The 15,175-nt window shown below is 59.2% G+C and carries 12 protein-coding genes; 2 read left to right on the forward strand and 10 right to left on the reverse strand.

Going from position 1 to position 15,175, the window contains the following annotated elements; all coding sequences use genetic code 11:
* Positions 1–271: 271 nt before the first annotated feature.
* The 6 genes from R6X40_RS10635 to R6X40_RS10660 all read right to left on the reverse strand — a co-directional run bounded on the left by R6X40_RS10635 (position 272) and on the right by R6X40_RS10660 (position 7,944).
* The gene (locus R6X40_RS10635) at positions 272–1,552 is read right to left on the reverse strand and encodes a glycosyltransferase family 4 protein (RefSeq protein ID WP_412178371.1); all 1,281 of its coding nucleotides are present in this window, start codon (positions 1,550–1,552) and stop codon (positions 272–274) included.
* A gap of 2 nt (positions 1,553–1,554) precedes the next feature.
* Entirely contained in the window at positions 1,555–2,331 is a 777-nt protein-coding gene (locus tag R6X40_RS10640) for a polysaccharide deacetylase family protein (RefSeq protein WP_318413333.1), read from the reverse strand.
* Positions 2,324–3,583 carry an O-antigen ligase gene (locus R6X40_RS10645; protein ID WP_318414192.1) on the reverse strand — a complete coding sequence of 420 codons (1,260 nt, stop codon included), beginning with the start codon at positions 3,581–3,583 and terminating at the stop codon, positions 2,324–2,326. Before R6X40_RS10645 ends, R6X40_RS10640 begins: the two co-directional genes overlap by 8 nt.
* Positions 3,584–3,671: 88 nt before the next feature.
* On the reverse strand, positions 3,672–5,300 hold the full coding sequence (locus R6X40_RS10650) for a GumC family protein (protein ID WP_318413336.1): 1,629 nt from the start codon (positions 5,298–5,300) through the stop codon (positions 3,672–3,674).
* A gap of 135 nt (positions 5,301–5,435) precedes the next feature.
* On the reverse strand, positions 5,436–6,536 hold the full coding sequence (locus R6X40_RS10655; protein ID WP_318413339.1) for a GNAT family N-acetyltransferase: 1,101 nt from the start codon (positions 6,534–6,536) through the stop codon (positions 5,436–5,438).
* 154 nt (positions 6,537–6,690) lie between these two features.
* Positions 6,691–7,944 (reverse strand): lipopolysaccharide biosynthesis protein, encoded by a 1,254-nt coding sequence (locus tag R6X40_RS10660; RefSeq protein ID WP_318414193.1) that lies wholly within the window; start codon positions 7,942–7,944, stop codon positions 6,691–6,693.
* A gap of 279 nt (positions 7,945–8,223) precedes the next feature.
* Here R6X40_RS10660 and R6X40_RS10665 point away from each other — a divergent pair, with 279 nt between their 5' ends.
* Positions 8,224–8,910: a HemK/PrmC family methyltransferase gene (locus R6X40_RS10665; RefSeq protein ID WP_318413340.1), complete on the forward strand. Its 687-nt coding sequence runs from the start codon at positions 8,224–8,226 to the stop codon at positions 8,908–8,910.
* Between the two features lie 50 nt (positions 8,911–8,960).
* Complete coding sequence (locus R6X40_RS10670) at positions 8,961–10,076, forward strand: hypothetical protein (RefSeq protein ID WP_318413343.1); 1,116 nt, start codon at positions 8,961–8,963, stop codon at positions 10,074–10,076.
* A gap of 33 nt (positions 10,077–10,109) precedes the next feature.
* On the opposite strand, the gene nadE is transcribed toward R6X40_RS10670, so the two are convergent.
* Genes nadE through asnB form a run of 4 tightly spaced genes read right to left on the reverse strand, consistent with a single transcriptional unit; the run spans position 10,110 to position 14,937 of the window.
* Entirely contained in the window at positions 10,110–11,123 is a 1,014-nt protein-coding gene (nadE, locus tag R6X40_RS10675) for an NAD(+) synthase (protein ID WP_318413345.1), read from the reverse strand.
* Positions 11,120–12,664: a class I adenylate-forming enzyme family protein gene (locus R6X40_RS10680; protein WP_318413348.1), complete on the reverse strand. Its 1,545-nt coding sequence runs from the start codon at positions 12,662–12,664 to the stop codon at positions 11,120–11,122. The genes nadE and R6X40_RS10680 overlap by 4 nt, the downstream gene beginning before the upstream one ends.
* Before the next feature lie 26 nt (positions 12,665–12,690).
* Complete coding sequence (locus tag R6X40_RS10685; protein WP_318413350.1) at positions 12,691–12,969, reverse strand: acyl carrier protein; 279 nt, start codon at positions 12,967–12,969, stop codon at positions 12,691–12,693.
* A 21-nt stretch (positions 12,970–12,990) separates the two neighbouring features.
* A complete protein-coding gene (gene asnB / locus R6X40_RS10690) occupies positions 12,991–14,937 on the reverse strand; it encodes an asparagine synthase (glutamine-hydrolyzing) (RefSeq protein ID WP_318413352.1) in 1,947 nt (648 codons plus the stop codon).
* Positions 14,938–15,175 lie beyond the last annotated feature (238 nt).

The raw sequence follows: 15,175 nt of genomic DNA on the forward strand, positions 1-15,175 counted from the left end.
GCGATGCGCGCGCGATGTCTGGAGACGTCTCCGGAGGAGCGTCCGCCGCCGCGTTTCGCACACCGTCGCTAATATTGCCCAGGCCGCTCTCGGCACTTGTTTGTTCGGGCTGAGAGTTTGCCGTCCTGGAAGCACGCGGCTCGTTGCTCATAGTTCCACATCCCTGGTTCCTTGGGATATGGTTAGCTGTGAACGGCTGAAATCGCGGAAAGATAACCGTTAAAATTGTAGAGATCGGCTGAAATTATGAGTTGCAGGCCGGAAAAGTGTATCAATTTGAGTGTGCTGACGAGCGCGTCGGGATCGGCAGCGACGCGCCGAGGTTGCTATAAAGCTCTGACGTTCGCCGCAGATAGGCGGAAGAGGAGAACTCCACTGCGATCCATTCCCGCGCTTTCCGGCCCATCTGGCGCCGCTCTTGCGGCGAACGTGAAGCCATCGCAGTGAGTGCGGCTGCCAGATCCTGTGCATTACCGGGGATGGCCATCAAGCCGCTTTCGCCTTCAAGGATCATTTCGGGGATGCCGCCTATTCTGGCGCCGATGACCGGCGTTTCAAGCGCATAGGCTTCAAGCACGCTGATCGGCGCGTTCTCGTACCACTCGGATGGTAGTACGAGAGCTTTCGCTTCGCCGATCAGCCGATGGAGGGCTGTCCCGGACAGATAGCCGGCGAACACGACATCTGCTTCGAGCGTCTGCGCCAGCGCTTTCAGCGCAGCCTCCTCCGGCCCCGTACCCGCAATCACCAGCTTCTGCTTCGACAGGGCGGCGGCACGGATCAGGGTATCAATCCCTTTTTCAGGTGCAAGACGGCCGGCGAAAGCGAAATAGTCGCCCTCGGTCCACTCCGTTTCGAAGGCGTCGGCATCTACGAAATTCGGAATGTAGACCATCTTTTCGCGCGGCCAGCCCCACTCGACAAGCTTGTCGATGTAGAAGCGGCTGGGAACGACGAGGCGGTCGAGATTGTTGCGGTACAGACCGAGGCTGCGATGCAGTGCGGTTTCCGCCAGAACGACGGTGCTCAGCACGGTCGATCCCTTAATACAGCGATGCACCAACACGTTGTGGATGCGGCCGCCCTTGCAGTCTTCGCAGACCTTGGCGTCGCGCAACATCTTGTAGGAGGGACAGGCGAGCTTGAGGTCGTGAACCGTCATGACCGTCGGGATTCCAGCGGATTTCAGCGTTGAGAAGATTGCCGGCGAAAGGTGATGGTAGACATTGTGCGCGTGGGCGATCGCAGGATTGACCCGTTCGATCAGGCGCTTGATGTTGCGTTGTGCCTCGAAGGAATAGATGATTTTCGCGACTTGCTTGATCTTGTTGAGCGTGCCGGTTTCATGGCCGTATTCGATCTCCGAAACGAAATAATCGGACCATGGGCTCGGTGGGTTCAACTCATGCTGCATGGCGAAGGGAACAACGTTCCAGCCTGCCTTGTCGAACATGGCGATGTGATCGAGAAACACGGCCTCGGCACCACCCCTGCGGTAGAAGTAGTTGTTGATCTTCAGCAATGTCGGCTTGCCGGTTGCCTGGCTGACGATGGTCAAGGGTGAGCTTCCTTCCAGCCGAAGTGATCCAGGGCCTCGCAGACTGGGAGAATATCGCATTGACGGTCGCGGGCGTGCGAGACCAGATGTTCGAGGGTTTCCGGCCGGCAACCATAGGGGGTCGGGGTGGCGGCGATATCGTGGGTGAAGAAAATCAGCCAACCCGGATCAGCTGCGACATCGTCTATCCATCGTGTCAGGCCAAGAGCATGGTCCTCCGGCTGACGAATTTCTACGGCTTTCAGCATGAAGGGATCGACCGTTCCCCGGTTGATGGCTTCTCCCGCAGCCCGGCATGTCGTGTAACGTTTTTTCAAAACGTGGCGAAGCCGCGGTGATGCGGCATTGTACGGAAAGGCGAAATTGGTGGGTCTGCGCGAAATCCCGGCGTCGCTCAGGAAGGCTTCATTACGGTCGAGATCACCGGAAAATGTCCGGCTGCTCAGGGTGCTGACCTTGCGGTGAGAAAATGTATGGCAGCCGATTTCGTGTCCGCGTGCAAACAGCTCACGACAGCCGTCAGCCGAAATCAGGCGGCGGTCGGGCTCTACGCGCCCTTCCAGTCCGCCGGCGATATAGAACGTCCCGCGTACGCCATACTTCTCCAGAATGGCGGCGCCGTTGGTCAGGGCTGTATCGGGAACATCATCGAAGGTGAAGGAAATAATTGGCCGCTTTGTTGGGATCGGTCGCCGTGTGGTGGCGAATTGCCAGATCAGCCGGTTGTTCAGCCGGTCGGTGATATCGGTGATTGTACTGAAAATGTCAGGCATGAGCCGCTGGCCTTTCCGCAGGTGTAAAGCGTCCCGCGTTCAGCGTCGCCGACGACTGGAAGCGCAGGCCGTACAGGCAATAGAGGAAGGTGAACCAGAGCAGATTGCCACCCTCGAAGAATAGGCTTTCAAGACCGGCATTAAAAATGACATAGAGCCAGACCCGGATGAAAAGCCGCGTCAGGTCCGAATGCTCGATGGCTGGAGGCAGGCGCGAAATGTCGCGCAACGGCAGGAAAAGAACCCAAAGTACGGTCAGGAAGAGGCCGGGGATGCCCGTCATCAGAGCGATGTCGAGATAGGCGTTGTGGCCGTTTGCGGCAGCGACCGCCCAGGTTTCGACGTCGCCACCGCCATAGACCAGTTCTGGCGTCTGCCAGAATGCCTTGACGCCGTAGCCGGTAATCGGATTTTCGGCCAGTGCCGTGAAGGCGAAACGCCAGATATCCGCGCGGTTGGTGAACGTGGCGTCGATGCCGAGCGAGGTGATGAACTCGCCGAGTGGCCGGAACACTGCTGAGCCGACGGCAAACAGATTGAACAGCGCGACGCCGCCGACGGCGATGGGAATGCGCAGAAACCGGATGCGCTCGAACATAAAGGCAAGGACCAGGATGCCGGGCAACATGGCGCTGGAGGTTTTCCCACCGGTGTGGAGGAGGAAGACAACGGAGAGCACGACGATGGCAATCCCGGCCAGCCGCGACCAGGCATTCATGACGAAAAGTCCGAAGAAGGTAGCGACCACCATGGCAGCGGCGGCGCTGTTCTTGTGCGGGAAATGACCGCGCCATAACCCGGCATTCATCGGCTCACGCAATTCCGATAGCTGATGGATCGACAGCTCCGGTTTGAAGACGATGCCATAATAGGCAGTGGCCAGCGTGATCAGCGTACCGATCGCCAGCAACTTGGCAAATTGCTTCTCCGATGACGGCATCAGCAGGTAGATGCTAGCGTTGATGGTCGCCATGACGGTCAGAATGACCGCTTTGATGCCCAGCATCGGATGGTTGGATATCAGCGACACGAACAGGAACCAGCCGAACATCGGCAGCAGGAGCACACGTGGCTGCAGGATTGTCGCGCGCAACGGATGGAGCAAGCCATAGCAGAGCGTGCCCGCAAACAGACTGAGCGATACGATCTGGTTCAGGCGGTTCGAATTACCGGCCGACGGGTCGAGAATGCCTTCGCCGGTCAGATCGACGAACGGCGTCATGGAAATCCAGAAGAACAGAAAGATCGCCATGAACAGGACGGGACCGGCGCGAATGCCGCCGGCTTCTATAACGGTCGCATCCGGCAGTACATAATTATCCGGCGACGCGGTCTTCATATCAATTCGCGTGTGGTTGGTGGTGACGCAAGGCCCGAAGAATGCCGAACAACAGGGCAAGCCCGATACCGATTGCGATACCGGCAAATGCACCGACAGCAAGGAGGATCAGGGTTCGCGGCGGCCAGCTACGCGATTGCGGCGGCATTGCGCGAGAAATCACTCTTATATTGGAGGTATTGATCTGCTGCTGTTCGGTAATCTGCTGGGCCCGGGTCAGATGCGTTTCATAAAGGGCTGCCTTGGCGCGCGCGTCACGCTCCAGATCCCGCAGCTCGACCTGGGAGTCGTTGTCCATATACACGGTCGTCTGCTGTTCGTTCGCCTTGCCCTGCAGGGCAGCAAGCGCCGACTTTGCCTGGTTCATGTCTCCCAACGCCGCATCGGCAATCCGCCGGGCTTCGTTGTTGATGGATGCCTTCAAGGTCGACAGGTCGGAATTGGCTGCCGTGATCCGCGGATGCCGGGTGCCGTATGTCAATTTCAGGGAATTGAGCTGCAACAGAGCCTGATCGTAATCCTGCCGTAGCCCTGTCATCGCCGGAGAAGCGAAAACCGATGCCGTACCAGTGCGGCCCGTGGAAATTGCCTCCTGCATCTGTTTGTATCGTGTTTCCAGCTCGATATAGCGCTGTTGTGCCGTGAGGACCTGCGTGTTCAATTCGGCAACAAGCTGGGAGCTGACCAGTTCGCCGTTGGAGGATTGCAGCCCCTTCTGGCGCTTGAACTCCTCCACCTTTGCTTCCGCATTGGTGACGTTGCGGCGAAGCTCTTCCAGGCGATCGTTGAGCGTCGTTGCAACCCTGCCCGCGCTTTGGGCGGCGGATTCGAAGATTTCCTTTTCGAAGGCATCGACGATCGCGTCGGACAGTGTCACCGATTTCTCGGGATTGTCGGTGTAGACGCCGAGAGACACGACGAATGAGCGCTCTTCGCGCCGTGCTTCGACACGCTCGGCCAGAGCACGTGTCGCGCCCAGCATTTTTGCTTGCTGGGTCTCGTCCTTCGAGGCGCTTGAAAAGAGTTCCTTGAAGCCTCCGAAAATGCCGGGCTTCACGAATTCCGGGTCTTGCGTCAGGTCCATGCTGTCGATGACGCGCGTCAGGACATTGCGCGACGTGAGTATCCGTAGCTTGCTTTCGACTTCGAGCAATTGGGAGTCGCGCTGTGGATTGGAGCCGAACACGTCGTCATTGACCACTTGAAGATTGGATGGATCGATGACGAGGTCGGTGGAGACGGTGTAACGCGGCTGGGCGACCATCGCATAGATGAAGGCTGCAGCCACGCACAGGACCGTTGCACTGATGATCCAGAAAAGACCGTCCTTCAGCCACAGGAAAATATCGTCGGGACCGATGACGCGAAGGGCCGCGACATATCCCATGATCTGCCCTTTGACGGGCGTGGACGGCGCGTTGATGTGCTCGGCGATTGCCGCCTGTTGCCTATTTGGCGAAAATGTCGCGCGTGCGCTTTCGGCAGCGGCAGACGGGTGGTGGGCAGGGTGGAAATCATCGTTATCGTCGGAGACCAGATCCAGCAGAGAGCCGGGACGCGGACGCGAGCGTGCAACCGTTTCCGGGCGCTTCATCGCTTGCCGCAGATCCGGCTCCTTCGGCGTATACATCCGTTCTGTCTCCGCAGCGTGCGTCAAGCCCGTACAGACTATCGCCGTGCTCCGGGTGAACATCATGAATAGCCGCTTATGGTAAACCGGACGTTAAAATGCCGGTACCAGCACTCGCATACGGGGTATACGAAACTAGAAATCGTGAAGCAGCCGGCTCCAGTTTTCCGAGGCAAGACCGCCTGCATAGAACCCATTGCCGATGGCGGCTTCCTTCAGGTCGGCATGGCGTGTCACCAGGCAGAAATAGCCGGCATGCTTGTGGACCAGATGGCGCTGACGCAGTACCGCCTGTGTCAGGAAAGGCTGCGCCATTCCCTGAGCGATCGCATATCCAAGGTTGTCGAGATCAGCGAAAAGCTGGGCGGTGACGAGGGCCTCCTGGCGCTCGTGGCAGAAGACGTTCATAACCACGGCGTTGCGGCCATCCGCACCGAAATACAGATAGCAGCCGATCACTTTTCCCTGCGCATCCATGACGCTCCGCGTTTGAAGCTCGCCGAGTGACGCATTCAGTTGTGCCACGGTCGTCAACCAGTCAAACTCCGCCTTCGAGAACACCGGATGGACGGAGAAGCGCGTCATCATCTGCTGCGCCTGTGCCATGAACTGCTGTAGCGAAATTGGTGCGCTCGCAACGCCGTCTTGCTGCTTGGCGATGAAGGACGTTTTTGAGCGGCGCACGAGGCGGTCTGCTGTTCGGGCAAGACCTTGCAGGGGCAGGCTTGTAAGCAGCTTCACTCTGCGGCGGGCCATATCGAGCGCCGCTGCAGCCGGGCGGAACGTGCGATGCCATTCGAGACTTTGAATAGGCAGGACCAGTCCGCCTGCGGCAACCCAATGATCTGCACTGACCGGTGATGCGTTGTCGGAGAAGCAGAAATCCTGGCGGGCCGCACGCAGCATGCGGGCAAGACGAGCCGCCCCCGCCGCGCCGGACTTTCCGTCGGCCATGAAGGCGCAGAGCAAGCGCGCGGTTACCGGCCGGCCATGAACGCTGAATTCCACCGGCATTGCCAGGATGGCGCTGTCGATCCTTGATTTTTCGTTGAGGTGAACAAGGCTGCCGACCTCCGGCGTGTAAAGGGGGCTGCCGAAGAATACCGTTTCGAGGTAGCCGGCCAGGTGGCCGTCCGTCTTTTTGCTGTTCTTGCGGAAGGTGCGGGTGAATAGATCGGCGACAGCCGGCAGGTCGGACCGCTCCATTGCGCGGACCGTACCTGTACTGTGCCGCATTCGGCTCTCCTCGGCAGGTGTGCCGGAGAGTTCGATGGGCTGTCTCAGTGCACTTTCCGCAGCGGGTGTCATATCACACTCTTCATATTCGGCTCCGTCACGCCAGTTTGTTGCCAGGTATCGGTTGATATCCAGCCAGCAATCTAAAGCGTCTTTATGTAACTGCTGCTCCCGCAGCATCTTTTGCCTCATCCTTCTTCGCGTACTGGAAGAAGACCGCCCAGGCGACAGCGACCATTGCAATCTCGATTATGTAGAATGAAACGACGGTTCCCATCGGCGGGGCGTACCATGTCGCCCAGGCTGCCAACGCTGCGCCGACAATGCTACCAATACCCATGACACTGGCGCGCGCTGCGTGATAGCCGGCAGCGCCCAGTGCTTCGACGGCGATCGACCACATGCCAAGCGGCACGACGACCCAGCAGAGTCTTCGCACGAAGGACACCAGTGTCAGATATTCGTGGCCGAACAGGTAGGGAAGCAATGGCGCCAGGACGAACACCGTCGTTGCCGCAGCCAGGCTGATGCCCGTTGCGGCAAAGAGCACCTTGCGGATGCGGTCCATCGCCTTATGGAGGCCATTCGCCGCCGCCCGCGCCGAGCCCGGATACATCAGCCGGTTCAAAGCCTCGACGGAGAGATAGCTGCTTTCGAGAATCCGGCGGGCGACGCTGTAACTTGCGACGATCTCAGCCGTCGTGACAAGGCTCAATGTCAGGAGGTCGGCATTCTGGCGGATGGCGCGCAGAATGAAGGGTATGCTGAAATACATGCCGAGCGGCAGTTCTTCCCTGACGATCTCGTATTTGGGCCGACCCAGCTTGGCGAGCGCCCGGATGCAGAAGGCTACGACCAGAACATGGCAGGCAAACTGCCAGATCGCCCATTCGGCAACCGTTGAAACTCCGAACGCAAGACAGGCAAGCGCTGCGACGATCGTGCGCGCAACCGCAAAGCCGACAACGGTCAGGTTGGCCGAGACGAAATTGGAATGACCGATGAAGATCTGCTCGGTCAGGACAATGATGCGGACGAAAATGATGTTGGTGATCAACATCAGCGTCATGTCGAGAAGGTTGAGCGACGGATCGGGCGATAGGGCAAAGAAAAACGGCAGGACAGCCAGGCCGAGCAGAACCAGCGCCACGCCGCTGATGGTGGTCAGGATGATGTTATGGCCGAGCATAACCGGATACATCGAAGGATCGCGGGCGACACGCCGGACCAGGCATTCCATGCCGCCAAGCCCGCAGAGATGAACGGCAATGTTGCAAACCGCCGTAACCGCGACGAAGACGCTGAACTCGGTGACGCCAAGCGACCGGGCCAGAATGGCGAAGGTGAGCAGTTGGGCAGCAGAACTCATGATCAGGCTGCCGCCGGAGGCCATGTAGGACATGACCATCGACATTAGCGTTCGCTGCTTGGGCGCATGAAAAGCGTCCGCTGTCACCGCCGGTTCTCTCCTCTTGCGGGCGTGCCTGTTTCACTTGACGACTTCGCCAACAATACTTTCATTCGCCTCAGAGGTCGTTAATTTCACCGTGAATCCGCTCCTACGGCGCTGGAGAATTCATATTGAGGTTAACGCTTGCCATTGCAGAATCGATTTCAGTTTGTGTTTACTTCGATACTGTAATGATTGCAGAGCACTTTAGGGATTGCAGTTTGGAGTTGCGGTGTGATGGGCAAGGCACGTGTTGAAGGCAGGAGCGGAGCGCCACTGCACCGTTTCATGGGCGTTGACCTCGAACTGGCTCCCGGCGTGCTTGTTCCGAGAGAGGAAACCGAACTTCTGGGCCGCACGTCGCTGGGCCTGATCGAAGGGCGGGTCGAAAATCCGCTGGTGATCGACATGTGCTGTGGCTCCGGAAATCTTGCGTTGGCACTCGCCGCACACCTTCCCAAAGCCAGGCTCTGGGCCTGCGATCTCACCGACGAGACAGTGAGCCTTGCCAGGCGGAATGCCGCCCGTTGCGAGGTTTCCGATCGTGTGAGCGTCATCCAAGGCGATCTCTTCGGTGGACTTTCTAATCAGGATCTCGAGAGTAAGATCGACCTGATCGTTTGCAATCCTCCCTACATCTCCACACAGCGCCTTGAAGGTGACAGCGCGCATCTTCTCGACAACGAGCCGCGCGAGGCCTTCGACGGCGGCCCCTATGGTATCTCCATCCATCAACGTCTCGTTCGCGATGCGCTCGCTTTTTTGAAACCCGGCGGCTGGCTTGCTTTCGAATTCGGCGAAGGGCAGCATCGGCAGGCCGCCGCGCTGCTTGCCCGGACGCGGGGGTATGAGCCTGCGGCATTCGCCGAGGACGCGGCTGGCCTTCCACGCGTCGCCTTCGTCCAGAAACGGCCCGATGTGTAACGCGTCTGTGCTCAGTCTACCCGCCAACTCTGCCGGAAGCCAAAAAGCCGATGAGTGAAATCCGTCCGTTGCAAAGCTCCGATATCCCGGCCCTGGCGGGGATGTTTCAACGCGTCTTCCGCGATCCGAAGGTTCCGGCGAGCAAAGAGTTGGCGGACTATCTGAGATATTTCTATCTCGACGCGCCCGGTCAGGATATCGGTATTACGTCGCTCGTTCATCTCAATGACGGTGGCAAGATGACAGGCTTCGTCGGCGCCACCGGATTGCCGATGACGTTTCAGGGCGGTCCATTGCGTGCCGCAATTTGCGGTTCGCTGATGGTTGAGGGGCGGGATGCCGATCCACTCGCAGGCGCGCGCCTCCTCAAGGCATTTCTCGCCGGCCCCCAGGATTTGTCCTTCAGCGAAACGGCAAGCGAAGTGTCCGCCTCGATGTGGATGAAACTGCGCGGGCTGGCTCTGCCGCAATACAGTCTCGACTGGCTTCGCATCATCCGGCCGGCGGGCTTTTTTACCGAACTTGGCGCAAGCCGTATCGGCGCTGCACGTCTTCTCAGACCAGTGGCCCGCAAAGCCGACGATATTTTGCGAGGGCGCATGCGCGCCGATGATCTGCGATGGTCCGGCATTCCGGGAGCGTGGAACGGGCAAGGAAGTTTCAGGACCAGCGACGTATCGGTCGAGGGGTTTTCCGAGCTTTTTGCCCGGCTGACGGCGCGATATGCACCTCGGCCGGATTTTTCCGGCGAACAGCTCGCTTATGTCATAAGAGAAGCCGCGCATCGGCGACCGGAAGGCGAAGCCGTCTTCTGCAAGGTCGAGGCCCGCACCGGTGCGGTCATCGGAGCATTCGTTTACCACGGAGATGCTGGACGTATCGGCCGGGTTCTTCAGATCCTGTCGATCCCCGGTCAGGAGCGTCAGGTCATCGATTGCTTGATCGCGTATGCAGCGGAGCGGGGTGTCGTGGCGTTGCGCGGACGCACGCAGCCGGCTCTTCTCGAAGCCATGCTAGGCCGGCGCATCTCCTTCACCCACCTCGCCTCAAGCGTCATCCATGCCAAGGATCCTGAGATCCTTCGGGCCTTTCAGAATGGCGATGGGTTTTTCAATGGGCTGGCTGGGGAACACTGGAGCAGGCTTGCGGCGGGCAATATCGGCTGACACGCCCTCCGCCGCGGTTCACCCCGTCATGACTTATTTCGGGGCGATTTCGCCGACCGGCTCGACTAACTGCGGCGCAAGGTGCAGATAGCGCGTCGCCTTGCGCTTGGCGGCGATATCGGCCCAAACGCGTGTCATCTGATCGGCAGTCAGTCCGGCGGCGGCAGCGACGGTCTCTGCAGGCAGGCTGTTGTTAAGTCCGTAGAGGCAGAGATCCATCCGGTCGTAGGGCAGGGAGAAGTAAAACTCCTCCTGAGTCTGCTGCAGCGAATAGGTATCTGTCGTTGGCGGGCGCTTGCAGATTTCTTCCGGCACGCCGAGATAGGCCGCGAGCTGATAGACCTGGGTCTTGTAGAGATGGGCGATTGGCTTCACGTCGGCGGCGCCGTCGCCGTTCTTGACGAAGAAGCCCTGGTCATATTCCAGCCGGTTCGGCGTGCCGATGACGGCAAAGTTCAACCGGTCGGCATGGAAGTATTCGAGCTGCTTGCGGGTGCGCTGCTTCATGTTGGTTGCTGCGACGATGCCAAGATAGACGGATGGCGTCATGCGCAGCTTCGTCTGCTTGCCGTCTGGGTCCTGCACGACGAGGTAGGAAATGTTGTAGCCATCGCCTTCCAGCGCGTTGGAAATGACGATCTTCGAAGCCCAGGCGCTGGTATAGTCCGGAACCAGTTCACGGATGAAGGCATCGCGGCGATCATAGCAACCCATGGCCTGCAACGATGGGCCGATGTCTTCGACGACACTGTCGATGCCAAACGTTTCGGCGATGGTGCGGCCGAGGCGCAGGCTTTCCGGATCGGAATCGTTTTCCGGCATGAACAGCGCGTAGACATTCTTCGCTCCGGCCGCGCGGGCGGCAAGGGCTGCGCAGACACTGCTGTCGATGCCGCCTGAAAGACCAAGAACGAGGCCACGTTTGCGCAAAGGACCGCGCAGCTGCTCACGCAGCGCTGCGACGATCTTGTCGGTTTCCTTGACCGGATCGATTGTCAGTGTCGCTGCCGAGAATGTGGCTGATGTATCGGCTTTGTGCATGTTCATTCGGCAGCCTCCAGTGTTTCTGCGGCGAGCCTGCGGCTGACCTTGCCGGTATCTGTCTTCGGTAGTTCGTTGCGAAACTCGATGAGACGCGGAACCATGAAGTCTTCCAGATGGGCGGCGCAATGTTTGATGATCTCGCGTTCCGTCAGTGCCGGATCGGAGAGAACGACGATGGCAGCGATTGCCTGACCGAGGACAGGATCCGGCAGGCCGATGACGACGGCCTCGGCAATGCCGGGATGGGCGTGCAATACCGTCTCGACTTCCTTCGGCGCGACTTTCTCGCCGCGGGTCTTGATGATGTCGTCCTTGCGGCCGACGAAATAGAGGAAGCCCTCTTCGTCGGTGCGGAAGAGATCGCCGGTATAGAGCACTTTTTCCCAGGGGTTGGGGCCGGGACGGAGCATCTTGTTGGTTGCCTCGTCATTGCGCCAGTAGCCCTGCATCACATGCGGGCCGCGGATCACCAGTTCGCCGGAGATGCCGGGTGCGACGCGCTGGCCGTCGTCATCGACAACGAAGGCTTCGGTATTGGGGATGGCGATGCCAACTGAACCCGGCCGGCGGTCAAGCTCGGCGGGCGGCAGGTAGGTGCAGCGCTTGCATTCCGTCAGTCCGTACATCGAATAGACCGTGGCGCGTGGAAACAGTTCGCGCAGGCGGGCGATATGGGCGGGGGGCAGGGCGGCGGCTGTGTTGGTGATGTAGCGCAGGCTTGGCAGAAAACCCGGCTCAAGGTCGCGCATCTGCAGGATCATCGCCGCCATAGTCGGTACCAGCGGGAAACCGGTGACATTCTCTTCGCGGATGCGATCGAAGATTGCCTGCGGGAACGCGAAGGAGGCCTCGAGAACGATGGTCGCGCCGAGTTTCACTGCCATCAGCAACTGATAGAGGCCATAGTCGAAAGCCAGCGGCAGGACATTCAGGATGATGTCGTCGGCCGTGTTTTCCAGATAGGTGGTGATCGAGGTTGCCGCTGCCTCAACATTGCGATGCGTCATCATCACGCCCTTCGGGCGGCCGGTCGAACCTGACGTATAGATCAGAAGCGCCAGATCGACATCGATACCGTGGTGATCAACGCCGGTTTCAGCAGTTGCAAGGCAGGTCTCGAAATCAGCGATACCTTCACCGGGACCGGCACCTCTGAATTTCGTGGATGCGATGAACAGTGGGCGGGGTTCGATTGTCCGTGCTTCGGACACGACAGGCAGGAGTTTGCCTTGGGTCAGGATGCCCGCCGCCTCGCAATTTCCGATCATGTAGGCCAGCTTGTCGGCTTTGGTCGATGGATTGACCGGGACGGCGGTGGCGCCGGCCTTCAGGACCGCGAAAAGCGAGACCGCCGCTTCCCAGCAATTGTTCATGAAAACGAGGACGCGATCGCCACGGACGATACCGCCTGCCGCAAGTGATGCTGCCAGCCGTCCGGCTGCCGTGTCGAACTCCGCATAGGTGAACCGCTTTTCGCCAGCCACCAGGGCCGTCTTTGCGCCGCTCACGCGGGCGCTGTTCTGCAGAAACTCTTCGACGCGCATCGTCTGTCTCCCGAAGCCTGTTCGTGTCAGGCCGACATCTTGTTGAGTGTGGGTTCCTCAGCATGCTTGGCAACGAAGGCCGTGATGCGTGAGACGGAATCGAGATTGGCGGGAACGATATCCGCGTCAGCCATGACGAAACCGAACTGGTCTTCGATGAAGGCGACGAGTTCGAGAACGCCGGTGGAATCGATGACTTCGTTTTCGATCAGCGATGCCTCGTCCTGAAGGTCGTAGGACGTGTCACCGAACAGGAAGTTTTCGATGATGAAGGCCTTGATGCTGTCTTTGATAGGCTGGGTCATATGTTTTTCCTCAGATAAAGCTCAAGCCGCCTTGGTGCTCAGCGCCTTGGTGGCTGAAAAAGTCTTTTGCCAGAGCTGGGTTGATAGGATGCCGACGAAGGCGACATTGTCGCGATAGCCGGAGGCCGGTTTCTCGCTGCATTTCTCGTAAAGTTTTGAAACTGCCTTGGGATTGAAGAGACCCGTTTCTGCAATGCTGTGTTCACTGAATGCAGCGCGGACATAATCCCGTTCGTTGTTGCCGACGAAGGACTGGCTGTCCGGGGCCCGGTAGGGCTGCTTGGTCCGGCGTCCGATGGAGTCTGGAAGAAGGTCCTTCGTTGCTTCCCGCAGGATGTGCTTTTCGACGAGCCCCTTGAGCTTCATTTCGGGCGGCATGCGCGTCGCGAACTCGACGAGACGGTGGTCGAGGAACGGGAAACGTCCTTCGACGCCGTGCGCCATGGCCATGCGATCGCCCTGGCTCGACAGGATGTAGCCCGGCAGAAGGAAGCGGCTTTCGAGATACTGCGCCTGATGCAGCGGGTGCCAGCGGCCAAAGTCCTGCGGCAGCAAAGAAACGAGTTCTGCAGCTGCATCGTAACCGCTGAGCGTCTGGCGCAGGTCGCCGGAGAAGAACAGTTTGGCCGCCGCAGTCCCGCGCAGGCGTGGCCGGTGCGAGAACAGCGGATCGTCCATACTGTCATCGCCGGCGCCGAAAAAGGCGGCGAGATATTCGGCCGATTGCTGCTTCAGGCCGGGCAGGTAGGCATAGAGCTTGCGAAACAGGTGCGGCCTGATCCGCGAACCGGGCTGGCGGGCGCAGAAACGCCGCACCCTAGCCTCCTTGAAGATATCGTAGCCGGCGAATACCTCATCGGCACCTTCGCCGGTCAGAACCACTTTCAGGCCTTTTTCACGAACGAGGCCGGACAACTGATAGAGCGGCGCCGGCGCTGTGCGCAGGATCGGGCGTTCGGTGAAGCGGATCACATCGGGAAATGCGGCGGCGATATCACCTTCGCCACAGGCAACCGCGTGATGATGCGTGCCAAGCGCTTGCGCCATTTGTTGCTGGAAAGCGCTTTCGTCATGTTCCGCGCTGCCAAAGGTCACCGAAAACGTCGAGAGGCCGCCGGCCGCCATGGGGGCTGCCAATGCCGAGACAATCGACGAATCCAGACCGCCGGAAAGGTAGGAGCCGACCGGCACATCAGCCCGCATCCGGATACGTGTTGCATCGGTCAGCAGGGCGCGCAGTTCTTCCGCGGCGGCGCGTTCGTCCGTATAGGTGGCAGGCTCGCCCCTATCCGGATATTGTAGCTGCCAATACGGTTTGATCGACATTCCACTCTTCCCGGCGACCAACAGATGCGCGGGTTCGAGTTCGAAAATGTCGCGAAAGGCTGTGCGTGGCGCAATCGGCGCCCAGAGCGTGAAAATCTGATCCAGCGCCTGCGGATCCATTTCCGCCTGCACACCCGGCACCTGCAGGAGTGCCTTTACTTCAGAGGCGAAATAGAGGGTTTTTCCGACCGTCGTGTAAAAGAGCGGACGAACACCCATCCGGTCGCGCGCAATCACCATCCGTTGTCTGGGTGCATCCCAGATCGCAAAGGCAAAGTCGCCATTGAGCAGGGAGACGCAATCCGGCCCCATGCGCTCGTAAAGGTGAAGGATTACCTCGGTATCGCTGCCGGTGCGGAACACATGGCCTTGAGCCTTCAGCGTATCCCGAAGCTCTACATAGTTGAAAACCTCGCCATTGAAGGCGATGGTGAAGGCGCCGCTGGAATGGGTCATTGGCTGCTGGCCATCGCCCAGACCGACGATCGACAGGCGTGCATGGCCAAGGCCGACGGCAGGAGCGGTGAAAATACCCTGCTCATCCGGTCCGCGGTGCGCGATTGCGGCAACCATGCGCTGCAACCGCGGATGCGCATCCTGGGGTGCGACGTCATCTCCGAAGTACCCGCCAAATCCACACATGCAGCAAAATCCCTGACTTGCCCTTGGAGGCCTCATAATGCCTGAAAAGCGTCCGTGATGTGTTAATCTGGATCAGGATTCGGGAGCGAATTCTGATATTTGGTCTCACGGTAAAGATTGATTTAAGAAAAATTTCGACTTTTTATAAGAGTCTTAAAGAGCGAAAAATCTGGCTTTCTTCTCTTATGGATGTGTATCTCACCCGCCTTGCCCCGGCTGTTCAAAACGTTATCGATCA

Origin of the sequence: Rhizobium sp. PL01, assembly GCF_033447125.1 — a bacterium.
Taxonomy (GTDB): domain Bacteria; phylum Pseudomonadota; class Alphaproteobacteria; order Rhizobiales; family Rhizobiaceae; genus Pararhizobium.